Origin of the sequence: Sphingomonas kaistensis, from assembly GCF_036884275.1 — a bacterium.
GTDB classification, from domain to species: Bacteria; Pseudomonadota; Alphaproteobacteria; order Sphingomonadales; family Sphingomonadaceae; genus Sphingomicrobium; species Sphingomicrobium kaistense_A.
Window position 1 is genome coordinate 2,112,279 of the sequence record NZ_CP145607.1, and the last position, 22,095, is coordinate 2,134,373.

22 protein-coding genes are annotated in these 22,095 nt (G+C 66.0%); 7 read left to right on the plus strand and 15 right to left on the minus strand.

What is annotated here, in order from left to right; genetic code table 11:
* The first annotated feature begins 4 nt into the window (after positions 1-4).
* On the plus strand, positions 5-820 hold the full coding sequence (locus V6R86_RS10270; RefSeq protein WP_338504329.1) for an EAL domain-containing protein: 816 nt from the start codon (positions 5-7) through the stop codon (positions 818-820).
* Here V6R86_RS10270 and V6R86_RS10275 read toward each other — a convergent pair.
* Positions 817-1,968: an aminotransferase class I/II-fold pyridoxal phosphate-dependent enzyme gene (locus tag V6R86_RS10275; protein WP_338504330.1), complete on the minus strand. Its 1,152-nt coding sequence runs from the start codon at positions 1,966-1,968 to the stop codon at positions 817-819. The genes V6R86_RS10270 and V6R86_RS10275 overlap by 4 nt on opposite strands.
* Complete coding sequence (locus V6R86_RS10280; protein WP_338504332.1) at positions 1,965-3,056, minus strand: CaiB/BaiF CoA-transferase family protein; 1,092 nt, start codon at positions 3,054-3,056, stop codon at positions 1,965-1,967. The genes V6R86_RS10275 and V6R86_RS10280 overlap by 4 nt, the downstream gene beginning before the upstream one ends.
* 60 nt (positions 3,057-3,116) lie before the next feature.
* On the opposite strand from V6R86_RS10280, the gene V6R86_RS10285 reads away from it, so the two are divergent.
* Together V6R86_RS10285 and V6R86_RS10290 are read left to right on the plus strand one after the other, a co-directional pair.
* A complete protein-coding gene (locus V6R86_RS10285; RefSeq protein ID WP_338504334.1) occupies positions 3,117-4,250 on the plus strand; it encodes an acyl-CoA dehydrogenase family protein in 1,134 nt (377 codons plus the stop codon).
* Positions 4,251-4,401: 151 nt separating this feature from the next.
* Positions 4,402-5,994 carry an AMP-binding protein gene (locus V6R86_RS10290; RefSeq protein ID WP_338504335.1) on the plus strand — a complete coding sequence of 531 codons (1,593 nt, stop codon included), beginning with the start codon at positions 4,402-4,404 and terminating at the stop codon, positions 5,992-5,994.
* Here V6R86_RS10290 and V6R86_RS10295 read toward each other — a convergent pair.
* Together V6R86_RS10295 and rpmE are read right to left on the minus strand one after the other, a co-directional pair.
* A complete protein-coding gene (locus V6R86_RS10295; protein ID WP_338504337.1) occupies positions 5,984-6,517 on the minus strand; it encodes a GNAT family N-acetyltransferase in 534 nt (177 codons plus the stop codon). The two genes, V6R86_RS10290 and V6R86_RS10295, sit on opposite strands and share 11 nt — an antisense overlap.
* A 15-nt stretch (positions 6,518-6,532) precedes the next feature.
* Complete coding sequence (rpmE, locus tag V6R86_RS10300; protein ID WP_314444872.1) at positions 6,533-6,763, minus strand: 50S ribosomal protein L31; 231 nt, start codon at positions 6,761-6,763, stop codon at positions 6,533-6,535.
* A gap of 306 nt (positions 6,764-7,069) precedes the next feature.
* Here rpmE and V6R86_RS10305 point away from each other — a divergent pair, with 306 nt between their 5' ends.
* The 4 genes from V6R86_RS10305 to V6R86_RS10320 are packed head-to-tail and all read left to right on the plus strand — an operon-like array spanning position 7,070 to position 11,280.
* Positions 7,070-8,881 carry a TonB-dependent receptor domain-containing protein gene (locus V6R86_RS10305; protein ID WP_338504339.1) on the plus strand — a complete coding sequence of 604 codons (1,812 nt, stop codon included), beginning with the start codon at positions 7,070-7,072 and terminating at the stop codon, positions 8,879-8,881.
* Positions 8,850-9,608: an ABC transporter substrate-binding protein gene (locus V6R86_RS10310; protein ID WP_338504340.1), complete on the plus strand. Its 759-nt coding sequence runs from the start codon at positions 8,850-8,852 to the stop codon at positions 9,606-9,608. Before V6R86_RS10305 ends, V6R86_RS10310 begins: the two co-directional genes overlap by 32 nt.
* A complete protein-coding gene (locus V6R86_RS10315) occupies positions 9,605-10,558 on the plus strand; it encodes a FecCD family ABC transporter permease (RefSeq protein WP_338504342.1) in 954 nt (317 codons plus the stop codon). The genes V6R86_RS10310 and V6R86_RS10315 overlap by 4 nt, the downstream gene beginning before the upstream one ends.
* Positions 10,555-11,280: an ABC transporter ATP-binding protein gene (locus V6R86_RS10320; RefSeq protein WP_338504343.1), complete on the plus strand. Its 726-nt coding sequence runs from the start codon at positions 10,555-10,557 to the stop codon at positions 11,278-11,280. The genes V6R86_RS10315 and V6R86_RS10320 overlap by 4 nt, the downstream gene beginning before the upstream one ends.
* Here the strand turns inward: V6R86_RS10320 and fabZ are convergent.
* From fabZ to rpsB, 11 genes are all read right to left on the minus strand, one after another.
* On the minus strand, positions 11,246-11,722 hold the full coding sequence (gene fabZ, locus V6R86_RS10325) for a 3-hydroxyacyl-ACP dehydratase FabZ (protein ID WP_338504344.1): 477 nt from the start codon (positions 11,720-11,722) through the stop codon (positions 11,246-11,248). The genes V6R86_RS10320 and fabZ overlap by 35 nt on opposite strands.
* 3 nt (positions 11,723-11,725) lie before the next feature.
* Entirely contained in the window at positions 11,726-12,331 is a 606-nt protein-coding gene (locus V6R86_RS10330) for an OmpH family outer membrane protein (protein WP_338504346.1), read from the minus strand.
* Positions 12,331-14,946: an outer membrane protein assembly factor BamA gene (gene bamA, locus V6R86_RS10335; protein WP_338504347.1), complete on the minus strand. Its 2,616-nt coding sequence runs from the start codon at positions 14,944-14,946 to the stop codon at positions 12,331-12,333. The genes V6R86_RS10330 and bamA overlap by 1 nt, the downstream gene beginning before the upstream one ends.
* A gap of 156 nt (positions 14,947-15,102) precedes the next feature.
* On the minus strand, positions 15,103-16,233 hold the full coding sequence (locus V6R86_RS10340) for a M50 family metallopeptidase (protein ID WP_338504348.1): 1,131 nt from the start codon (positions 16,231-16,233) through the stop codon (positions 15,103-15,105).
* The gene (locus V6R86_RS10345; RefSeq protein ID WP_338504349.1) at positions 16,233-17,387 is read right to left on the minus strand and encodes a 1-deoxy-D-xylulose-5-phosphate reductoisomerase; all 1,155 of its coding nucleotides are present in this window, start codon (positions 17,385-17,387) and stop codon (positions 16,233-16,235) included. Before V6R86_RS10345 ends, V6R86_RS10340 begins: the two co-directional genes overlap by 1 nt.
* Positions 17,387-18,034 carry a phosphatidate cytidylyltransferase gene (locus V6R86_RS10350; protein ID WP_338504350.1) on the minus strand — a complete coding sequence of 216 codons (648 nt, stop codon included), beginning with the start codon at positions 18,032-18,034 and terminating at the stop codon, positions 17,387-17,389. The genes V6R86_RS10345 and V6R86_RS10350 overlap by 1 nt, the downstream gene beginning before the upstream one ends.
* On the minus strand, positions 18,031-18,699 hold the full coding sequence (uppS, locus tag V6R86_RS10355) for a polyprenyl diphosphate synthase (protein ID WP_338505470.1): 669 nt from the start codon (positions 18,697-18,699) through the stop codon (positions 18,031-18,033). The genes V6R86_RS10350 and uppS overlap by 4 nt, the downstream gene beginning before the upstream one ends.
* Positions 18,700-18,800: 101 nt before the next feature.
* On the minus strand, positions 18,801-19,358 hold the full coding sequence (gene frr / locus V6R86_RS10360; protein ID WP_338504352.1) for a ribosome recycling factor: 558 nt from the start codon (positions 19,356-19,358) through the stop codon (positions 18,801-18,803).
* Position 19,359: 1 nt separating this feature from the next.
* Positions 19,360-20,085, minus strand: a complete 726-nt coding sequence (gene pyrH, locus V6R86_RS10365; protein ID WP_338504354.1) for a UMP kinase — start codon at positions 20,083-20,085, stop codon at positions 19,360-19,362.
* A gap of 97 nt (positions 20,086-20,182) precedes the next feature.
* Positions 20,183-21,121 carry a translation elongation factor Ts gene (gene tsf / locus V6R86_RS10370; RefSeq protein WP_338504355.1) on the minus strand — a complete coding sequence of 313 codons (939 nt, stop codon included), beginning with the start codon at positions 21,119-21,121 and terminating at the stop codon, positions 20,183-20,185.
* A 124-nt stretch (positions 21,122-21,245) separates the two neighbouring features.
* Entirely contained in the window at positions 21,246-22,001 is a 756-nt protein-coding gene (gene rpsB, locus V6R86_RS10375) for a 30S ribosomal protein S2 (RefSeq protein ID WP_338504356.1), read from the minus strand.
* Between the last annotated feature and the right edge of the window lie 94 nt (positions 22,002-22,095).

A 22,095-nucleotide genomic window follows, 5' to 3' on the forward strand; every position in this document is an offset into this window, starting at 1 on the left:
GAGGTTGCTGGATGAGCTTGAGCGGACGCTCAGGCAGGGCGGCCTGCGTCTGGTCTATCAACCCAAGGTCGATGCGGTCGACGGCAGCCTCGTGCGGGTCGAAGCGCTGGTCCGCTGGGCGCACAGCGAGCTTGGCGCCATCCCCCCTGCCCGCTTCATCCCGCTGGCCGAAGAGCATGGCCTGATCGACGACCTTACCCAGTGGGCGCTTCGCACCGCACTGCGGCAATGGCGCGAATGGAAGGCGGCCGGGCTCGACACGTCGCTCGCGGTCAACATCTCGGCGATCAGCCTCGAGCAGCTCGATTTTCCCGATCTCGTCGAGCGGATGTGCCGGGCGCTCAGTGTACCGACCGATCGGCTGGTGCTCGAACTGACCGAAGGCGCGACCCAGCCGCTCATCAACATGATGGACACGCTGACCCGCTTTCGGATCAAGGGGCTCGGCCTTGCCCTCGACGATTTCGGAACCGGCTATTCGGGGCTGATGCAGCTTCGGCGGCTGCCCTTCAGCGAAATCAAGATCGATCGGCAGTTCATCACCGAGTTGACCACCAGCCGCGACGATCAGGTGATCGTGCGCGCGGTGATCGAGCTGGCGCATGGGCTCGATCTCAAGGTCACTGCCGAGGGCGTCGAGACCGCCGAGCAACTCGGCATCCTGCGCGCAATGGGGTGCGACCTCATCCAGGGCTATCTTCTGGCCCATCCGCTCGAGGCCGGCGATCTGGTCGCCTGGGCGATCCGGCACAAACGGCGCTGGAAGCTGCTGATCCGGCCGTCGGACGAGCAGCAGGGACGGCAGCGAATCGGCGCCTAAAGTGCCCGAGCTAGTTCCCGCGCCTTGGTCATGGCGGCGATCCCGGCATCGATCGTCGCATCGTGCTTGGCGAAACACAGGCGAACGAGGCCGCGCTCGGGCTTGCCCTCGGTAAAGGGCGATAAGGGAATGACGGCAGTTCCGGCATGCGCGACGGCAAGATCGGCAAAGGTGCGGTCGTCGAGGGCAATGCCGGACGCGACGAGGTCGACGCACTGAAAGTAGGTGCCTTCCGAAGGCAGGAGCACGAAGCCGGCCGCTTCCAACCCCTCGGCCAGCCGCCGGCGCGCACTCCCGAAGCCCTCGCGCGGCGCATCCAGCCATTCGATATGACGCAGGCCAGTCGCCACCGCGGCCTGCAGATGCGGCGGCGTGGCGAAGGTCAGATATTGATGCGCGCGAGCGATGACGTCGGCCAGCTGGCGCGGGGCCGCAGCCCAACCCACTTTCCAGCCGGTCAGCGAAAAGATCTTGCCCGCCGACCCGATCTTGATCGTCCGTTCGGGCGCTAGCGACGCCAGCGAGGTGAAGCGGGCGCCGGGCGCCAGTACCTCTTCCCAGACCTCGTCCGACACGATTAGCAGGTCATGCTCACGCGCGACCGCGACGACTGCGGCGAGTTCCTCCGCATCGAGCACCCGTCCGGTCGGATTGTGCGGGTTGTTCACGACCAGCATTTTGGTTGCCGAGGTCACGACGGCCGCGAGAAGGTCGCGATCGATGCGCCACGACGGCGGACGAAGCACGACTTCCTGCACCATGCCCCCGGCGCGGCGGATCAGCGGCGCATAAGCGTCATAAGCCGGCGCAATGACGATCGCGCCGTCGCCCGGCTCCAGCGCTGCGAGCAGCACCGCCGCGATCGCTTCGGTCGCGCCGCTGGTGACCACGAACTGCTCGGGAGCCAGCGCCAGCTGCTGCCGGTCGGCGTAGAAGGCGGCAAGTGCTTCCCGCAGGACCGGTAGACCGCGCGAGGGCGGATACTGGTTGCTGCCTTCGCGAAGCAGCCGGGCCGCTTCGTCGAGCAGCGGTTCGGGCCAGCCGAAGTCGGGGAAGCCCTGCCCGAGATTGACCGCGCCGTGGCGGGCGGCGGCGAGGCTCATCTCCTCGAAGATGCTGACGGGCATGGCTTCGAATTGCGGGTTCACAACAGTACCTTTCGCGCGCGGAGATCGGCGACCTCTCCTTGCCCCAGTCCGAGTTCGGCAAGGATGGCGTCGCCGTCGGCGCCTTCCGGCCGGGGCGCTCGCGGCGGCGGCGGCGGCGTGCCCTCCAGACGAGGCGCGGGTCGCGGTTGAATCACGCCATCGAGATCGAAGAAGGTATCACGGGCACGATTGTGAGGGTGATCGGGCGCTTCCTTCAGGTCGAGCACCGGGGCGACACAGGCGTTTCTGCCTTTGAAATGTTCGATCCATTCGTCGCGCGATCTTGTGGCGAAGACCTTCGCAATCGCTTCGCGGGAGGCCCCCTGCCCGACCCCAAGCCCGTCATACAGCGCGGCGCGAAATTGCGGCTCGATCGCGCCCACCGCGACCTCGCGGCCGTCGGCGCAGGCATAGCAGCCGTAGATCGGATCGCCGCCGTCGAGCAAATTCGCCTGCCGCTCGTCGCGCCACATTCCCGCCGCGCGCAGGCCGTAGATCAAGGCGCCGGTCAGCGCCGCGCCATCGGTCATCGCGGCATCGATGACCTGCCCCTCCCCCGATCGCTGCGCGGCGAGCAGCCCCGCCACCATCCCGAAGGCGAGCATCAACCCGCCGCCGCCATAATCGGCGACCAGATTAAGCGGGGCCGATGCGGGACGATCCTTTTCCCCGATGCAGGACAGGAGGCCGGTCAGCGCGAGATAGTTGATGTCGTGTCCGGCGTCCGCGGCAAGCGGCCCGGTCTGCCCCCACCCTGTCACGCGGCCGTAGACCAACCGCGAATTGTCCGCGAGCAGACGTTCCGGCCCCAGCCCGAGCCGCTCCATCACCCCCGGTCGATAACCCTCGATCAGCCCGTCGGCCGTCGCGGCCAGCCGGCGGACGATGTCACGCGCCTCTTCCTGCCGAAGATCGAGTGCGATGCTTTCGCGGCTGCGGGTTAGGGGATCATTGGGTACGGCGAGGTTGCCCGGCCGCTCGACCCGGATCACCCGCGCCCCGTGGTCGGCCAGCATCATCCCTGCAAACGGTCCCGGCCCCAGCCCCGCCATCTCGATGATCGTCAATCCGTGAAGCGCGCCGGCCATAAGGTCCTTTCCTTTGCGGCCTTGTCGCCTAGGCTGCGGCAAAGGCCAAGGAGGACGTGCATGCTGGATACCTCGTCGCGGACATTGTTCGACGCCGATCTCGACGCTTTCCGCGACACGGTGCGTCGGGTGGTCGCCAGCCTCGACACCGATCGCCACGAGCGCGAGGGCATCGTCGAGCGCGAAGCGTGGCTGCTTGCGGGCGAGGCCGGGATGCTGTGCCCGACCGTGCCGGAAGACTATGGCGGCCTCGGCCTCGACTTCCGCTTCAACGCCATCGTTTCGGAAGAGGCGAGCTACGCCGGAAGCGCGGTCGGCTGGTCGCTGCAAAGCGACATCGTCGCCGATTACATCCTCGCCTACGGGTCCGAAGAACAGAAGCAGCAGTGGCTCCCCAAAATGGTCTCGGGTGAAGCGATCACCGCCATCGCCATGACCGAGCCCGGTGCCGGAAGCGATTTGCAGGGCATGAAGACCATCGCGCGCAAGTCGGGTAACGGCTGGCGGCTGTCCGGCTCCAAGACCTATATCACCAACGGCCAAGCCGCAGACCTCGTCATCGTGTGCGCCCGCACCACCGAAGAAGGCGGAGCGCGCGGTATCTCGCTGTTCCTGGTCGAGACGGGCGACGAAGGCTTCACCCGCGGCCGCAACCTCGACAAGATCGGACTTCACGGCAACGACACCTCAGAGTTGTTCTTCGACGAGGTCCCGCTCCCGGCTGACCGCCTGCTCGGTGCCGAGAATGGCGGGTTCGCGATGCTGATGAACCAGTTACCGCAGGAGCGTTTGTCGATTGCCGTGCAATGCCAGGCTGCGGCGCAGCGCGCCTTCGACTTGGCGGTGGAGTTCACCAAGGACCGCAAGGCGTTCGGCAAGAGCGTGTTCGACTTCCAGAATACCCGCTTCACATTGGCCGACCTCAAGACCCGGCTGCAGGTCGGGTGGGCGCACCTCGACTGGGCGATCGCTCGCCACCTCGATGGCAAGCTGACACCCGCAGAAGCGAGCGCGGCGAAGTTGTTTCACTCCGAGCTGCAGTTCGCCGCCTGCGACACCTCGCTGCAACTACATGGCGGGGCGGGCTATATGAATGAATATTCGATCGCCCGGCTGTGGCGGGATGCCCGCGTGACCCGCATCTACGGGGGCACGAGCGAGATCATGAAGGAATTGATTGCGCGCTCGATCTGATTTGCCGTTGACCCTTTGCAACCCTCGCGTACTTACATTGTTGTAAGTCAAGCGAGCGGGAGAGAAATTGTTGAACGCCGAAGCGAGCAGCGCAGGACATCCGGTCCCAGCCGGCTGGGCCCCGGAACCGATCCCTGTCGGGGAGCTGCTGGTGCGCAGTGCGTCACGTCACGGCGATCGCATCGCGCTCGACTTCATGGGGCGTCGCTGGAGTTATGCCGCCTTGCTCGGCGACGCGGTCAAGGCGGCGCAGGGTTTTCTCGATATTGGTGTCACGCCCGGCACTCGGATTGGCCTGTTCCTGCCCAACACACCGCATTATCCGATCGCTTATTATGGCGCGTTGCTGGCCGGCGCGACGGTGGTCAACTTCTCGCCGCTCTATTCGCCCGATGAAGTCGCCTTCCAGGCGCGCGATTCGGGCACCGAGATCATGGTCTGCCTCGACCTTGCCAAGCTGTGGGCGCCAATGCAGCGGCTGCTCGACGATGGGTTGCTCAAGCACCTCGTCGTCGGCAACCTCCCCGAGGTCTTGCCGACGGCCAAGGCGCTTGGCTTTCGCTTGCTGAAGCGCAAGGAGCGCCAACGCCTCCCCAACGATCAACGCGTCACGGCATGGCGAAATCTCCTCAAGCCGGGCACTCAGAACGAGCTGCCTGCGATCGACCCCACGGCCATCGCCCTCCTACAATATACCGGCGGCACCACGGGCGTGCCCAAAGGCGCGGCGCTGACCCATGCCAACCTCACCGCCAACGCCCAGCAGCTGCTCGCGATCGACCCCAGTGGTGGCATGCGCGAAGCCCGCGCCCTCGGCGCGCTGCCGTTGTTTCACATTTTTGCCAACAGTGCGGTGCTTAATTCCACCATCGCCTCGGGTGGCGCGATCTACCTTATAGCACGATTCGACCCGGCGGAGGCTTTGGCTGCCGTGCGGCGTGGGCGGTTGACTGATCTGTTCGGGGTGCCGGCCATGTATCAGGCGATGATCGATCATCCCGACGTCGCCCGGACCCCGTTCGACAGCGTCCGGCAATGCTTTTCGGGCGGAGCAGCAATGACATCGGTGCTGAAGGACCGGTTCGAGAACGTTACCGGTGCCCGCGTGCTTGAGGGTTATGGCCTGACCGAAACGAGCGGGGTAGCGGCGGTCAATCCGTTTGTTGGCGAGACTCATGCCGGAACGGTGGGAATACCGCTTCCTGGAACCGAAATCCGGGCAGTCGCGGATCAGCCAAACGTCCAGTGTGTCCCAGGCCAGGTTGGCGAATTTCGCATCCGAGGACCGCAGGTCATGGCGGGCTATTGGAACGCCGAGCGCGGCGCGCCCGATCCCCTGCCTGGCGGCTGGCTCGCTACCGGCGACCTCGGCGTGGAGGAACCCGACGGCTTTCGGCGTCTGGTCGATCGCTCCAAGGACATGATCAATGTCGGCGGCTTCAAGGTTTTTCCAAGCCAGGTCGAAGCGGCCTTGCTCAAGGAGGAGGCGGTCAAGGAAGCGCTGGTCATCGCCGTGCCCGACGACCGTGTCGGCGAACGTCCCAAGGCTTTCGTCGTTCTTCACGAGGATGCCGAGGCGACTTCCGAGGCATTGATGAACGGGCTCTGCCAGCGTGTCGGCAAGCACGAACGCCCAGTCGCCATCGAGATCCTTGACGATCTGCCCCGGACCATGATCGGCAAGCCGGACCGCAAGGCGCTGACCCGAATGGAAGACGAGCGGCGCGCGGCCGCTACCAGCTAGGCCGCTGGAGGACCTTCGTCGGTCCGTGATAATCGACCGTTCCCAACGCCTTGAAGCCGAGCTTTGCGGCCAGTTTAAAGCTCGGTTCGTTGCCTTCGCTGATGATCGCCCAGATCGGCTGCGACGGAAGCGTTGCTTCGGCCCAGCCTAGGAGCGCCGAAGCCGCCTCGTGCGCCATGCCGGTGCCGTGTGTCTCGGTCGCGAAGATCCAGCCCATCTCGGGCTCGTCGCCGAACGCCGGCTCGACCGCGCGGCGAGCGGTAAATAGGCCGACGTTGCCGACCAGCTTGCCGTCACTGAGACGTTCGACCGCCATGCCGCCGAAGCCGTTCAACAACCAATTGCCCGTCGCCGCGCAAATTCGGCGCCAGCATTCTTCCTCGCCCATCGGTTCGGCCCCGAAGAAGCGGTGCACCGCCGGCTCCGACATAATCGTGTGATACGGGCGAAAATCCTCGCGTCGCCAGCCGCGTAAACGAAGACGCCCGGTCTCCAGGGTCGGAGCCGGGCGTCCTTGCGTCATCGGTTGAGGCTGAACTTACTTCTTGCCGAGCGTCAGACCGCCGAAGCGCTTGTTGAAGCGCGCGACCTGACCGCCCGCGTCCAGCATCTTGCCGGTGCCGCCGGTCCACGCCGGGTGAGCGGTGGGATCGATATCGAGGTGGAGGGTGTCGCCTTCCTTGCCCCAGGTCGAACGGGTCTGGAACTTCGTGCCGTCGGTCATTTCAACGGTGATGAAGTGATAGTCGGGGTGGGTACCGCTCTTCATGGGTCGTAGGTCCTTGTGGATGTGGCTGGTTCCGACCAGCCTTGAAAAGGTGGCCGCCCCCTAGCCGAGCACCGCCTGCTTGACAAGAAGGCCCGCCCCGACCGAGAAGCGCCGCGGGTTCAGACCCGAGGAAGCCGGTGCGATCCCGGCGCTCTGCCCGGAACGGTGTGCCAGCGACACAAACGCTGGCAAGTCCGATACTCGGCCTGAACCGTCGTCCGTTCAACCGTCCGGGGCCAGGCGGAAGACGTGGCCCAAGCCTCCGCGACGACTTGCGAAACGTATCAAGTTGTCGGGAGTATCTCATTGTTTTTATCTGACCTTCCTCCTCCGCCCGTGGCGGCGGAAACCATCGTCGTCACTGCCGCTCGTGGCGGCGAAAAACGTGACAAATCGCCTGCCAGCATCAGCCTGATCGCGCCGGTGACGGTTGAGCGTCAGGGCGAACCGCTGCTTGCCAGCCTGCTCCGCCTGACCCCGTCCGCCAGCCTGGCGGTCGCCGGTCCTGCCGGCTCGCAAAGCCAGGTGCGTTTGCGCGGCGCAGAGGCTAATCACACCCTGCTGTTCATCGATGGCATCCGCGCCAACGATCCCGCCGCGGGCAACGAGCCGCGCTTCGAGCTGCTCTCGGCCGACCTCGCCGACCGCATCGAGATAGTTCGCGGGCCGCAATCGGCGCTTTGGGGAAGCGAGGCGATCGGCGGGGTGATTGCCTTGAGCGCGCAGCCGCGTGACGGCGCCTCCGCCACTGCCGAAGCAGGCAGCCACCGGTTCGCCCGGGTCGGCGGATCGGCAGGCTATCGCGCCGGCGACCTTACCGTTGGCATCGGTGCTGGCGTGCAGGGCGCGCGCGGGATCAACGCCTTTGCCGGCGGTCTTGGTGACCGCGACGGTTATCGCAACGCAGTGCTGCGCGGCCGGCTGGACAGGGTGACCGGACCGTTGACCCTGACCGCCTCCGGCTTCGGCATCGCTGCCCGAAGCGAATTCGATGGATCGGACCCGGCGACCTTTCAGCGAGCGGACACCGCCGACAGCAGCCGCAACCGGCTTGCGGCCGGACGTCTCGGCGGACGGTACGAGGAGAATGGCTGGACCCTGTCGCTCAGCGCCTCGCGGCTCGGCTCGCGCAACCGCAACCTCCTTGCCGACGTCGAGCAGAACCGGACAAGCGGCCGCCGCGACACGCTAAGCGCCGACGTCGCTCGTCAGATCGGTACCGCGCACCGCGTCACGGTCGCCGGCGAATGGACCGGTGAGCGCTTCACCGCGTCCGACACCGTCTATGGCGGCTTCAGCAACCAGCGCCGCAAGCGCGATCAGTCGGCGGTGACGGCCGAATATCGCGGCGAAACGGGCCCGCTGATCGCGACACTCGCCCTCCGCCACGACGCCTTTAGCGAGTTTCGAGACGCCACGACCTTTCGTGCCGGCGCTTTCGTCACGCTCGGCGGCGGCGTGCAGCTGGCGGGTAGCTGGGGCGAAGGCATCGCACAGCCGACCTTTTTCGATCTCTACGGCTTTTTCCCCGGCAGCTATGTCGGCAATCCCGAGCTAAAGCCCGAGCGCAGCCGGGGCGGTGAACTATCGCTGCGCGCCGTTACCGGGCCGTGGCGCGGCGCGGTCACCGTTTATCGCCAGCATCTGCGCGACGAGATCGTCGCCAGCGCCGACTTCCTCTCGGCTGTCAACGCCCGCGGCCGCAGCAAGCGTGAGGGCGTGGAGCTGGAAGCCGGCTGGAGCGGCGGCGAGCGGTTCAACCTGTCGGCCACCTACGCCTATCTCGACGCCTCGGAACCCGCCGGGCGCGAGCTTCGCCGCCCGCGTCACAGCGGATCGGTCGCCGCCGACGGCGCGCTCGGACGCTTCAGTTACGGCGCGGCCCTGAGCTACACCGGCGCCCGGCTCGATCGCGACTTCGACCTGTTTCCAGCCCCGCTGGTGCGGCTTGGGTCCTACTGGCTCGGCAGCGCGCGGGTCGCTTACCGGGTCGCGCCCACGGTCGAGCTGTTCGGCCGGGTCGCCAACGCCTTCGACACCCGCGTCGTCGATGTCGTCGGCTATCGCGCAGAAGGGAGAAGCGTCTTTGCCGGCATCCGCCTTGGCGCAGGCCGCTGACGCGGCGCTTCGGGTCGCCTCGCTCAACCTCTGCACCGACGAGCTGCTGCTGCTGCTTGGCCAGCCGCAGCAGATCGTCTCGGTCAGCCACCTTAGCCATTCGCCGTACGAAACGGCGCTGTGGCGGGTGGCGCGGAGGCACCCGGCGAACGACGGCAAGCTCGAAAGCGTGATCGCGCTACGCCCGCAGCTCATCTTGACGATGGGCGGCGCGGGCGGAGCGCGACAGACATTGGCGCGGCATTTCGGAGCGCGCCTGATCGAACTCGCCTATCCCACGACCCCGGCGGAAGTCGTCGCGCAAGCCTCGCAGGTTGCCGCTCTTTTGAGGCGCTCCTCAGCCGCGCTCCCCTACCGGCGGCAGTTGGCGCAACTGGAGGCCACAAGGCCTCGTCTCGAAGAGGGCGCTTTCCTCGGCGGCGGCGGGGTCAGCCTGTCGCCGCAAGGGCTTGGCGCCTCTTGGCTCGCCCTCGCCGGCTTTCGTCAACCAGCGCTGCCGAACGGCCGTTTCAACTTGGAGGCGCTGGCAACAAAGCCGCCCAAATGGTTGATCCGCAGCGACTATCGCGCTGAGCAGGTGAGTCGGGGGACGGCGTGGCTCAAGCATCCGTTGGTGACCCGCCTCGCGCCGCGCACGCTGACCACCGATGGCCGCGCCTGGACCTGCGGCGGACTACCCATGTTCGCCGAAGTCACCAGACTGAGAGCCAAGAGGGCGGCGCGGTGAAGCGCTTTGCCCCGCTCCTTCTACCGCTGCCCGTGGCCCTGTGCGCTGCTGCCCTGCTCCTGCCGCTCGCCCCGCTCGAAGGACCGCCGGACCTCGCGCAACTGATTCTCCTCGAATTGCGTCTTCCGCGCCTGCTGCTCGGACTTGGCTATGGCGCAGTGCTCGGCCTCACCGGCGCCGCGTTGCAGGCCCTGTTCGCCAATCCCCTCGCTTCGCCCGACATCACCGGCGCAAGTAGCGGTGCGGCGCTTGGCGCGGTGATCGGGTCGACGTTCCTTGGTTTCGCCTCTCCGTTAGCCATGGGTGCCAGCGGAGCCACCGGCGCTGCGCTTGCGCTTGTCTTGCTCTTCACGGTGGCGGGACGGCGGCCGGATGCCGCTACCCTGCTCCTTGCCGGGCTTGCCATCAGCCTCGCCACCGGAGCGCTGACCAGCCTCGCGCTCGCGCTCGCGCCCTCGCCCTTCGCTTTCTACGAAGCGTTCGATTGGCTGATGGGAAGCCTCGTCGACCGGAGCCTCGGTCAGGCGGCAGCCGCCTTAATCCCTGCCCTCTTGGCATCCGCCCTGCTTGCTCGCCGCGCGGCTGCGCTCGACCGGCTGGCGCTTGGCGAGGATGTGGCCGCGTCGATGGGGATAAAGCCCGAACGGCTACGGCAGGAAGTGGTCCTGCTCTCAGCGGTCGCCGTCGGCGCGTGCGTCGCTGTCTGCGGTGCTGTCGGCTTCGTCGGCCTGATTGCCCCGGTGATCGCGCGGCGCCTGACCCGGGGGCATCCCGGACGCGCGCTACTTCCCGCAGCGCTAATCGGTGCCCTGATCCTGGTTGCCGCGGACCTGTTGACTCGGCTCGCCCCGCTCGGTCGGACCATTCCCTTGGGGGTCGTCACCGCCAGCATCGGCACGCCAATCTTTCTCTGGGTGCTGCTCGGCCTGCGCGGGAGAATGACATCATGACGCCGCTCCTCAGCGCCGAAGTCGCCGCCCCGCCCCGCCTGCAGGCGATGAGACTTGAGATTCTTGCGGGTGAAAAGATCGCGCTGATCGGTCCCAATGGCAGCGGCAAAACCACCCTGTTGCGGGCGCTGGCGGGAATCGATGACGATGCCTCGTCGGTTTACATTCAGGGCGAATCGCTGACGCTCGTCCCACCCGCTCGGCGCGCCAAGCTCCTCGCTTTTCTCCCGGCCAGCCGCGACGTTCGCTGGCCGATCCCCGTGCGCGACGTCGTTGCCCTTGGGCTGGCCAAGCCCGATCCCGCGCGTGTCGATCAACTACTGAAGCGGCTGCGGCTCACCGACCTCGCCGAGCGGCCGATCGATCGCCTGTCGACCGGCGAGCGGGCCAGGGCGCTGCTGGCGCGGGCACTGGCCGATCGCCCCCGCCTACTCCTGCTCGACGAGCCGCTTTCCAACCTCGATCCTGCGTGGGCGCTTCGCACCCTCGACCTGCTCGACGGAATCGCAAGCGAGGGGTGCGGCATCGCACTGGCGCTGCACGACCTGTCGCTGATCGGCCGCTTCGACCGCGTGTGGATGCTCGACCACGGCCGACTGGTCGCGGATCTGCCGCCGGCAAAGCTGCTCGCCTCGCCGGAGTTCGCATCGGTGTTCGAAGTAGAGCCGGCGTCGACCGGCTGGGCGCTCAGGCCTTCGGCGGATCGGCGATCATCGCCGTGAAATTGGCTTCGGCGGCAAGCTTGCCGTCGACAAAGGCCTGCCCCGCGAATTTGCAAACGCTGGACCGCTTCTGAACAAAGCTGACCTTCAGTTCGAGCAGGCAGCCCGGCTCGACCGGGGTGCGGAATTTCGCCCCGTCGATGGCCATGAAATAGACGAGCTTGCCCGACCCCGCGAGGCCAAGGCTTTCCACCGCCAGTACGCCGGCGGCCTGCGCCAGCGCTTCGACGATCAGCACGCCCGGCATGATCGGACGGCCGGGGAAATGCCCCTGGAAAAAGCTCTCGTTGATCGTCACCGCCTTGATGGCGGTGATGCGCTCGTCGATCACGAGTTCGGAAACCCGGTCGACGAGCAGCATTGGATAGCGATGGGGCAGCGCCGCCATGACCTGGCGGATATCCCGCGTGACGGCCTCGGCGGCGCCCACCCCCTCGCTCATGGCTTAGCGGCCCGCCGGGCGCTGCTGTGCCGGCTGGGCCTGCTGCGGCAGCGGGGTCACGCTGACCGACGGCACCTGCGTATTGAGCGCGGCCAGGACGTCGTTGGTGATGTCGACCGAATTCGAACGAGCCAGCGTCGCGTCGGTGTCGACGGCGATGTTGGCGCCGCGCGCGGTCATCGCCTGATTGATGATCGGGCCGAGGCGCGCGTCGATCTGCTGGCGAACGTGCGCCTGGGTCGACTGCAGACGGGTCTGAAGCCCCTGCAGCTCGGTCTGCGCCGTCTGCTGCGACTGCTGCCAGCGCTGGACGCGCTGCTGCAGGGCGGCGGGCGGGTTCTGCTTCTGAGCGGCCGGAAGGGCGTTGATCGCGGCTTCGATCGCCTGACCTTCGGTCTGGATCGGAGCTGCCAAGGCCTGCTGGCGGGTCTGAAGCGCGGTGGCCTGGCTCTGCAGCTGGGTCAGCGCCGCGCGGCAGGCGGTGCATTCCGCATAGATGCGGCCCGAATCGACCACCGCGACCACCGCCGCCGGAAGACGGTTCTGGGCGGCAGCCGGCGACGTAACGGCAGCTGCCGTCAGGAGGCCAAGAAGAAGCTTGTTGGTCATCAGAATGCAGTCCCTACGTTGAATGAAAAGAGCTTGGGATCGTCGCCGTCCTGCGTCAGCAGGGCCTTGGCGAGATCGATGCGGAGCGGACCGAACGGCGAAGTCCAATTGACGCCGATACCGACCGCCAGGCGCGGTTTGGCGCTGTTGCCGAGGAACTCCTCGCGGTAGCCGGGCTGGAAATTCAGCACCGTTCCGGTCGGCGCGGCGGCGCAGTTCGCCCTGGTCTGGCCGACGGCCAGCACCTGCGCAGCAGGCGCGGTCACGTTCTCTGCGCTGGCGACGTAGAAACAGGTGCCCGGCAGGTTGAGAAGATTGGGCGTCCGCAACTTGAACAAGGAGCCGACGTCCACGAACGCTGACGGCCGCAAGCCGAGATTGCGCGCGCCCGCGCCGAGCGGAATTTCGAGTTCGAGGCGGCCCATGTAATAGGCCCGCCCGCCGAGCGCGTCGGTAATCTGGCCTTCTTCGCCCAGCAGCGCGCTGGCATCTTCCGAATAGCTGGTGCGGCGGATCCGCGGGCCGATGCCACGAATGTCGAACCCGCGCAGCTGCGGCGTGAAGAAGCGGTCGGAGATCCGGATCGGATCGAGCCCTTCACGTTTGGCGTTCTGAAGCGGGTGGATGTAGCCGCCCTCGGCACGCGCCGAGAGGACGAAGCCGCGCCCGAGGCCCCAATATTTGGTGCCCTCCGCGCGCGAGCGGATGTAGCGCACGTCGCCGCCCAAGCCGGCGAAATCCTGACTGAACGACAGCCGCTGGCCCTGCGTTGCGCGGATGCCGTTGGTGTTGTCGAACACCGCGCTGTAGCCGATCGACGAGGTCGTCCGCTTGCCGATTTCATCGCACAGATATTGCCCCGCCTTGAGCGGATCGCACTGCCCGTTGGTGAAGAATTCGGGCCGGTTGGCGAGCGTGATGTTATCGAAGTTCAGCGTGTAGCGAGTGCCGAAGTTGATAAACTCGTTGACCGGGAAACCCAGCGACAGGCCGGCGCCGGTCTGGATCTGGCTGTAGGTCCGGTTGCGCTCGTTGCCGATGAAGTTGAAGCTGTTGAAATCGCGGCGATAGATCTGGCCGCCAAGCAGGATCTGCTTGTCGAACAGATAGGGCTCGGTGAAGCCCAACTGGACCGACTTCGAATAACGCGAATAGTTGATGCCCGCGGACAGAGACTGGCCCATGCCGCGGAAGTTGTTCTGTTCGATGCTCGCGGCGAGAATGAAGCGCTCGAGGCTCGAATAGCCCGCCGACAGCTGGAGCTGCCCGGTCGGCTTTTCCTCGACCTCGACGTTCAGCGCCACCCGGTCGGGCGCAACCTGCTCCTGCTTGATTTCCAGCTTTTCCTGGAAATAGCCGAGGCTCTGGATGCGGTCCTGGCTGCGCTTCACCTTGACGGTGTTGAAGGCGTCGCCCTCGTTGACGCGGAATTCGCGGCGGACGACCTTGTCGCGCGTGCCGGTGTTGCCGCTGACGTTGATGCGATCGACATAGGTGCGCGGGGTCTCGCCGACCCGGAACGCGATCCCCATGGTCTGGGTCTCGGCGTTACGCTCGTAATTGGGATCGATCTCGGTGAAAGCATAGCCGAGCAGACCCGCCGCCTCGTTCATGCGGGTGACCGCGTCTTCGACCGCCTTGGCGTTGAACCAATCGCCTTTCTTTACGCCCGCAAGTGCGACGATCAGCTCGGGCTTGAAATCGCGCAGTTCGGATTCGGCGGTAATGTCGCCGAACTTGTAGCGCTTCCCTTCCTCGACCACGTAAGTGATCACGAAGTCGCGGCGGTCGGGCGTCAGTTCGGCCAGCGCCGAGACCACGCGGAAATCGGCATACCCCTGCGTCAGGTAGAAAGCGCGCAGCTTCTGCTGGTCCGCCGCGAGCCGGTCCGGATCGTAGCTGTCGTTGGACTTGAGAAAGCCCAGAAAGCCGCCGCTCTCGCGAGTGAACATCTCTTTGCGCAGACGCCCATCGTCGAACTGCTCGTTGCCGATGATGTTAATCGCGCGGACCTTGGACTTGTCGCCCTCGGTGATCTCGAACACGAGGTCGACGCGGTTCTGGTCGAGCGTGACGACCTTGGGCTCGACCCGCGCTGCGAAGCGGCCCTGGCGCTTGTAGAGCTCGATGATCCGCTCGACGTCGCTGCGCGCCTTGGTGCGGGTGAAGATCTGCCGCGGCGCAAGCCGGATCTCGGGCAGGATCTTGTCGTCCTTGATCCGCTTGTTGCCTTCAAGCACGATGCGATTGATGACCGGGTTCTCGCGCACCACCAGCACGATGTTGCCGGTGTCGGCACCCTGGATCTGAGCGTCGGCGAACAGTTCGGTCTCGTACAGCGCCTTGATCGCGGTATCGAGCTTTTCGGCGTCGTAGGTGTCGCCCGGGTTAAGCCCGGCGTAGGACCGCACCGTGTCGGCCTCAAGACGCTGGGCGCCCTGGACCGAGATGGAACGGATGGTGCGTTGCTGCGCCGCAGGCGCGGCCGGAGCCGTCGTTGCCGGAGCGGGCTGCGCGGTGGTCGCTGCCACCGGAGCCGGCGCCGCGGCCTGCTGGGCGAGCACGGGTGAAGCCCAGCCACCAACAATGGTGCCAAGCAGGAGCGTCGCCCTCATGCGATTGATCAAAGCCTTGTCGCCTTTCGAACTCACGTAATCTTGTCCCCACCTGCGTTTAGGTGACATGGGTGACGCCTATCGGCACCTGAAATTGCCCGCGACGCTACTAGACGCGGGCCCCTGCCGCGCCAACCCACATTGTTCAACACGGGCTTAGCCCAACAATCGCCCCAATGTCTGCCACAGGCCCACCGACGCCAGGTCGTTGAGGGTCGCCACCAGCATCAAGGTCATGAGGGCGGCGAACCCGCCGCGAAACAGCCACTCCTGCGCCCGGGCCCCAAGCGGTCGGCGACGTGTCGCCTCAACCGCGTAGAGCGCCAGATGACCCCCGTCGAGCATGGGAACTGGCAGCAGGTTGATGAACCCGAGGTTTATCGAGAAAAAGGCGATCAGCTGGACGAATTCGAACCAGCCGATGCTCGCGACCTGGCCGGCGACCTGCGCCATCTTGATCGGGCCGCCCAGCTCTTCAAGCGGCCTTCGACCGGTGATGATCTGCCACAGGCCCACCGCCGTATTCTCGATAGTCGAGGCGGTGATTCCGACCGCTTCGGGCACCAGCAGCCAGGCCGGCACGGGCTCGAACACCCGCTGCCCGGTGGCGACACCCAAGCGGCCGACGCGGTAGGTCTGACCGAACCGGTCGGCCTCCCGCACTTCGGCGAGGCGGGTAGACGCGGTGAAGGTCCGGCCCTGCCGCTCGATCGTCAGCAGCACGTCCTCGTTCGGGCGCAGGCGGCTATAATCGGCAAGGTCGTCGAAGCGGCGAACTTCCTTATCGTCGATCCCGACGATGCGATCGCCGCGCTGCAGCCCGATCTGGGCGGCAGGCGACCCGGGAAGCACCGAGGCGACGATCGCCGGTGTGCGTGGTGCGCCGTTGGCGGCGATAAAGGCGGCGAAGATCAAGATGGCGAGAAGAAAATTGGCCGCCGGGCCTGCGAAGACGACCAAGGCGCGCTGCCACACCGGCTTGGCATGAAAGCTGCGGGCGCGAAGCTCGGGGCTAAGTCGGTCGAGGTTCTGGCCCATGCTCGCCGGGTTCATGTCGCCGGTGAAGCGGACGTAGCCGCCGAGCGGCAACCAGCCGATCTTCCACCGCGTGCCCCGCTTGTCGGTCCAGCCGGCGACTTCGCGGCCGAACCCGATCGAAAAGGTTTCCGCACCGATGCCGAACCAGCGGCCGACGATGTAGTGGCCGTACTCGTGGATAAAGACGAGCGGACCGATCGCGCCCAGAAACGCCAGCGCGAGAAACCACATCGGCGGCGTTTCAAGCATCAGTGCGCCTCCACCTTAAGGCGTTCCCGCGTCGTTCGCCGAACCTCTGCATCGAGCGCAAGCACCTCGTCGATCGAACCGGGTAGCGGCTGGTCCAGCCGTGCCAGTTGATCCTCTACCGTCGCCGCGATGTCGCCGAAATGAATGGCGCCGGCCAGGAAGGCTTCGACTGCCACTTCGTTGGCGGCATTGAGCGTCAGCGGCGCCGCGCCGCCGCGGCGAAGGGCCTCGCGGGCAAGCCGAAGCGCGGGGAAGCGAACCGTATCGGGCGCCTCGAAATCAAGCCGGGCAATCTCGAGCAGGTTGAGGCGGCGGGCCCTGGTCGCCATTCGCTCGGGCCAGGCGAGAACATGCCCGATCGGCACCCGCATGTCGGGGCTGCCAAGCTGCGCCAGCATCGAGCCGTCGGCATATTCGACCAGGCTGTGAATGACCGATTGCGGGTGGACGACGATGTCGATCCGCTCTTCGGGCAAGGCGAACAGGTGGTGCGCCTCGATCAGCTCGAGCCCCTTGTTCATCATCGTCGCGCTGTCGACGCTGATCTTGGCGCCCATCGACCAATTGGGGTGCGCGACCGCCTGCGCCGGCGTGGCGCGGGCCATGTCATCGGCCGACCAGGTCCGGAACGGGCCGCCACTGGCGGTCAAGATAAGGCGTGCGACATGATCGCAATCCTGGCCCGCAAGGCATTGAAAGATCGCATTGTGTTCGCTGTCGATCGGTAGCAGAATCGCGCCGGAGCGGCTGGCTTCATCGATCATCAGCGCGCCGGCGGAAACCAACGCTTCCTTATTGGCAAGGCCGATCCTCAGACCGGCACGAACGGCGGCCATCACCGGCGCAAGCCCCGCTGTGCCGACGATCGCGGCGACGATCAGGTCAGCCGACACCGCCGCCTCGGCCAGCGCGCTCCCGCCCGCCGCCGCCTGGATATTGGTTCCGGACAGAGCCGTCTGGAGGTCGCCCAGCCGGCTTTCGTCCGCAATGACCGCCAGCGAAGCGTGCGTGCGGCGGGCAATGGCGGCAAGCTCAGCGACATTGCTGGCAGCGGTGACTGCGGTAACATCGAAGCGGTCATGCGCCGCTTCGACAAGGTCCAGCGTCGAAGTTCCGATCGAGCCGGTCGCGCCGAGAATGGCGACCCGCTTCATCAGCCGAGGCCCGCCATCACGCCGAACGCGGTCAGCACCGCCACCGGGACCAAACCGTCGAGACGGTCGAACACGCCGCCGTGTCCGGGCAGGATACGGCCGCTGTCCTTGACCCCGGCCCGGCGCTTCATGCAGCTTTCGAACAGGTCACCCAGCGCGGCGGCAAAAGCAAAGATCGGTGCCAGCAGCAGCCAGACCCAGTGCAGCCCCTGGCTCTGGGCCCAGATGCCGCCAAGCAGGGTCGCGGTAATGAGACCGCCGATTAGGCCCGAAATGGTCTTGTTGGGGCTGATCGTCGGCGCAAGCTTGGGCCCGCCAAAGGTTCGACCCGTGAAGAAGGCCCCGATGTCGGCGCTCCAGGTGACAATAAACGCCCACAGCACCAGCTCGAACCCCTGGCTCCCCGCGGGCACCCCTGCCCGTTCGCGTACCCACAACAGCGAAAGGGCCGGCAGGAGGGCAAAGGCAAAGCCGCCAAGGTGCCAGGCCAGCCCCCAGCCGCGGACCATCTTGGCCCATTCGTAATAGATGGCGGTCGCAGCGGCCGCCACGAGAACGGCGAAGGCAGTGCCCCCCACCCATTCGGCGGTCAGCGCCGTCAGGACCAGCAGCACGCCGGTAATCGAGCGAAGCGCGATCTCGCTCATCGACCGCCGAACCGCCGCTGCCTGCGCGCAAATTCACCCAGCGCCGCATTGAAAGCGGCTTCGTCGAAGTCCGGCCACAAGGTGTCGACGAAGTGCAGTTCGGCATAGGCTGCCTGCCACAGGAGGAAATTCGACAGCCGCACTTCGCCGCTGGTGCGAATCAGGAGATCGAGCGGCGGCAGATCGCGAGTGTGCAGAAGGTCTTCGATCGCCGCGATGTCGATGCTCTCGGGATCGACCGACCCGTCGCGCACGCCGCGGGCCAGCGCCTTTGCCGCCCCGACCAACTCGGCTTGGCTGCCGTAGTTGAGCGCCACGACCAGCGTTAGCCGGTCGTTGTCGCGGGTTTCCTCGACCGCTTGTTGAAGCCGGTCGTAGAGCTCGTTCCCGAACGCCGCCGGCTCACCGATCAGCTTGAGCCGAACCTTTTCCTTCTGCAGCGTGCCAAGCTCGCGCTCGAGATAAAAGCGCATCAGGCCCTTGAGGTCGCTGACCTCATCTTCCGAGCGCCGCCAGTTCTCGCTCGAGAAGGCGTAGAGCGTCAGAACCTCGACGCCGCTATCGACCGCCGCCTGCATGGTCCGGCGCACCGCTTCCGCGCCGGCGCGGTGGCCGGCGACACGGGGCAGCGAACGCCGGGTGGCCCAGCGGCCATTGCCGTCCATGATGATGGCGACGTGGCGAGGAACCGCGCCCTCGCCGGTCCCGAGCGTGGCCGAGGGAGCGCGTGCCTCGACATCGCTCGGCACCGGCGGGGTGGTCGAACTCACTTGCCGAGGATTTCCTTTTCCTTGGCCTGCGCCGCGGCATCGATTTCCTTGATCGTGTCGTCGGTGATCTTCTGGACCTCGGTGTCGAGCTTCTTGTGCTCGTCCTCGCTGATTTCCTTTTTCTTCTCGTCGGTCTTCAGCGCGTCCATCGCGTCCCGGCGCACGTTACGCGCGGCGATACGGGCCTTTTCGGCATATTGGCTGACCAGCTTGGCAAGCTCCTTGCGGCGCTCCTCGGTCATGTCGGGGATCGGCAGCCGGATCATCTGTCCATCGGTGATCGGGTTGATGCCGAGCCCGCCCGAACGGATCGCCTTTTCCACCGCGTTGAGGTTGGACTTGTCCCACACCTGCACCGAGATCATCCGCGGCTCGGGGACCGAGACGGTCGCGACTTGGTTCAGCGGCATCTTGGCGCCGTAAACCTCGACCTGGATCGGATCGAGCAGCGCGGTTGACGCGCGCCCGGTGCGAAGTCCACCCAGATCGCTCTTGAGCGCGTCCACCGACCCCGCCATGCGGCGCTTCACATCGGCCTTATCATAGGCTGGCATCTTAACGTTCCTCCTGGTCCTGAACGATCGTCGCCACGCCCTCGCCCGCAAGCACCTTGGCAAGGTTGCCGGGCTGGCGGACGTTGAAGACGACAATTGGAATATCGTTGTCACGGCACAGCGCGACCGCGGCCGCGTCCATGATCTTGAGGTCCTCGGCAAGCACCCGGTCGAAGCCGATGGTGTCGAAGCGCTTGGCGTCCTTCACCTTCTTCGGATCGGCCGAATACACGCCGTCGACGCTGGTGCCCTTGAACAGGGCGTTGCACTTCATCTCGGCGGCGCGCAGCGCGGCGCCGGTGTCGGTGGTGAAATAAGGCGAGCCGACGCCGGCGGCGAAGATCACCACCCGCCCCTTGGCGAGATGACGCTCGGCACGGCGACGGATGACGGGTTCGCACACTTGGTCCATCTTGATCGCGCTTTGCACGCGGGTGTCGACGCCGATCTGCTCCAGCGCATTCTGCACCGCGAGCGCGTTCATCACGGTCGCCAGCATGCCCATGTAATCGGCCTGCGCCCGGTCCATGCCCTTGGCGGCGCCGGCCATGCCGCGGAAGATGTTGCCGCCGCCGATCACCAGGCACAGTTCAAAGCCGGCATCCTTGGCGGCCTTTACCTCCGACGCCATGGCGGCGACCGTTTCCTGGTCGATGCCGAACTGGCCGGGCCCCATCAACGCCTCGCCCGACAGCTTCAGGAGAATGCGGTTGAAGCGGCGGGCCATGGGCGTTGGGTGTCTTTCGGATGTGAAACGGGCGGCAGCGCTTCTATAAGCGCCGCCGCCCGCTTGCCAACCCGTCATACCGGGCCGGCGCTTGGAGTTAACCCTGCTTGACGCCCGACGCGGCGGCAACTTCGGCAGCGAAATCGCTCTGCTGCTTCTCGATGCCTTCGCCGAGCTGGAAGCGGACGAAGTCGACGATGGTCGCCGAACCGCCAGCCGCCTTGGCTTCCGCCGAGACATAATCCTGCACCGGGGTCTTGCCGTCGAACACCACTGCCTGGGTCAGGAGGGCGCTTTCCTTGCGGAACTTGTCGACCGGGCCCTTGAGGATCTTTTCGGCGATGTCGGCGGGCTTGCCGGCAATCTTGTCGGCATTCTTTTCACGCGCGATCGCGGCTTCACGCTCGATCACGGCCGGGTCGATATCGTCGCCGGTCAGCGCCAGCGGGTTAGCCGCGGCGATGTGCATGGCGATCTGCTTGCCGAGGCTTTCGAGCTTGTCGGCCGGGGCATCGCCGGCAAGCGCGACGAGCACGCCGATCTTGCCCATGCCAGGCGCGGCGGCATTGTGGACATAGGCCACGACCGCACCGTCATCGACGCTGAGCATCTTGGCGCGGCGCAGGTTCTGGTTCTCGCCGATGGTGGCGATGTTCTCGGTCAGCGCTTCGTCGACCGACTTGCCCGACGGCATGGTCTGGCCCTTGAGCGCCTCGACGTCGCCATTGCCGTCCAGCGCGAGCTTGGTGACGTCACGGACGAAGTTCTGGAACTGCTCGTTCTTGGCGACGAAGTCGGTTTCCGAGTTGACCTCGACGACCACGCCCTTGGTGCCTTCGACGGCAACGCCGACGAGACCTTCGGCGGCAGTGCGGCCGGCCTTCTTGCCTGCCGAAGCGAGGCCCTTGGCGCGCAGCCAATCGATCGACTGTTCGATATCGCCGTTGTTCTCGGCAAGCGCCTTCTTGCAGTCCATCATGCCGGCGCCCGAGCGCTCGCGCAGTTCCTTGACCATTGCGGCCGTGATGTCAGCCATGTGCGAATTCCTTTTACTCCCCTCCCGCTGACGGGAGAGGCTGGGGGAGAAATGTGAAAGCGGCGGAGAGCGTCACTGGTGTGACAACCCTCCACCGCAGGTTCTCGCTGGGCGAGAAAGAAGCTTACGCCTCCAGCGCGGCTTCCGCCGGCGGCTCGGCCATCGCGCCGATGTCGACGCCCTGGCGCTGCTGATTGCCGGTCTTGCCCGAGGTCGAGGCCTCGGCCACGGCGTCGGCATAAAGCCGGATCGCGCGGCTGGCGTCGTCGTTGCCCGGAACCGGGAAGGCGATGCCTTCGGGGTTCGAGTTCGAATCGAGGATCGCGACAACGGGGATGCCAAGGACGTTGGCTTCCTTGATCGCCAGCTCTTCCTTGTTGGTGTCGATCACGAACATGACGTCGGGCAGGCCGCCCATGTCACGAATGCCGCCAAGGCTCTTTTCGAGCTTGTCGCGCTCGCGGGTCAGTTGAAGGACTTCCTTCTTGGTCAGGCCCGCAGTGTCGCCGGAGAGCTGCTCTTCGAGGCTCTTCAGGCGCTTGATCGAGTTCGAGATGGTCTTCCAGTTGGTCAGCATGCCGCCGAGCCAGCGATGGTTGACGAAGTGCTGGCCCGAACGGCCGGCGGCTTCGGCGACGGCGTCCTGCGCCTGGCGCTTGGTGCCGACGAACAGGACCTTGCCGCCGCGGGCGACGGTCTGCTGCACGAAGTCGAGGGCGCGAGCAAACAGCGGAACGCTCTGCGAGAGATCGATGATGTGAACGCCGTTGCGATCGCCGAAGATGTACGGCTTCATGCGCGGGTTCCAGCGGTGGGTCTGGTGACCGAAGTGAGCGCCAGCTTCAAGCAGCTGCTGCATCGAGACGAGCGTGCTCGCCATAGGGATAATTCCTTCCGGTTGATCCTCTGGGAAGCGGGAACATGCGGCCTTACGGCAGCACGCACCGGGTTATGATGCTTCCCATGCGGGGTTT

Bases quoted from the DNA above. Each gene is read 5' to 3' on its own strand.
- V6R86_RS10280 (WP_338504332.1), bottom strand. From the start codon at position 3,056: ATGGCCGGCGCGCTTCACGGATTGACGATCATCGAGATGGCGGGGCTG.
- V6R86_RS10285 (WP_338504334.1), top strand. From the start codon at position 3,117: ATGCTGGATACCTCGTCGCGGACATTGTTCGACGCCGATCTCGACGCT.
- V6R86_RS10295 (WP_338504337.1), bottom strand. From the start codon at position 6,517: ATGACGCAAGGACGCCCGGCTCCGACCCTGGAGACCGGGCGTCTTCGT.
- rpmE (WP_314444872.1), bottom strand. From the start codon at position 6,763: ATGAAGAGCGGTACCCACCCCGACTATCACTTCATCACCGTTGAAATG.
- V6R86_RS10320 (WP_338504343.1), top strand. From the start codon at position 10,555: ATGACGCCGCTCCTCAGCGCCGAAGTCGCCGCCCCGCCCCGCCTGCAG.
- fabZ (WP_338504344.1), bottom strand. From the start codon at position 11,722: ATGAGCGAGGGGGTGGGCGCCGCCGAGGCCGTCACGCGGGATATCCGC.
- V6R86_RS10330 (WP_338504346.1), bottom strand. From the start codon at position 12,331: ATGACCAACAAGCTTCTTCTTGGCCTCCTGACGGCAGCTGCCGTTACG.
- bamA (WP_338504347.1), bottom strand. From the start codon at position 14,946: ATGAGGGCGACGCTCCTGCTTGGCACCATTGTTGGTGGCTGGGCTTCA.
- V6R86_RS10340 (WP_338504348.1), bottom strand. From the start codon at position 16,233: ATGCTTGAAACGCCGCCGATGTGGTTTCTCGCGCTGGCGTTTCTGGGC.
- V6R86_RS10345 (WP_338504349.1), bottom strand. From the start codon at position 17,387: ATGAAGCGGGTCGCCATTCTCGGCGCGACCGGCTCGATCGGAACTTCG.
- V6R86_RS10350 (WP_338504350.1), bottom strand. From the start codon at position 18,034: ATGAGCGAGATCGCGCTTCGCTCGATTACCGGCGTGCTGCTGGTCCTG.
- uppS (WP_338505470.1), bottom strand. From the start codon at position 18,699: ATGGACGGCAATGGCCGCTGGGCCACCCGGCGTTCGCTGCCCCGTGTC.
- frr (WP_338504352.1), bottom strand. From the start codon at position 19,358: ATGCCAGCCTATGATAAGGCCGATGTGAAGCGCCGCATGGCGGGGTCG.
- pyrH (WP_338504354.1), bottom strand. From the start codon at position 20,085: ATGGCCCGCCGCTTCAACCGCATTCTCCTGAAGCTGTCGGGCGAGGCG.
- tsf (WP_338504355.1), bottom strand. From the start codon at position 21,121: ATGGCTGACATCACGGCCGCAATGGTCAAGGAACTGCGCGAGCGCTCG.
- rpsB (WP_338504356.1), bottom strand. From the start codon at position 22,001: ATGGCGAGCACGCTCGTCTCGATGCAGCAGCTGCTTGAAGCTGGCGCT.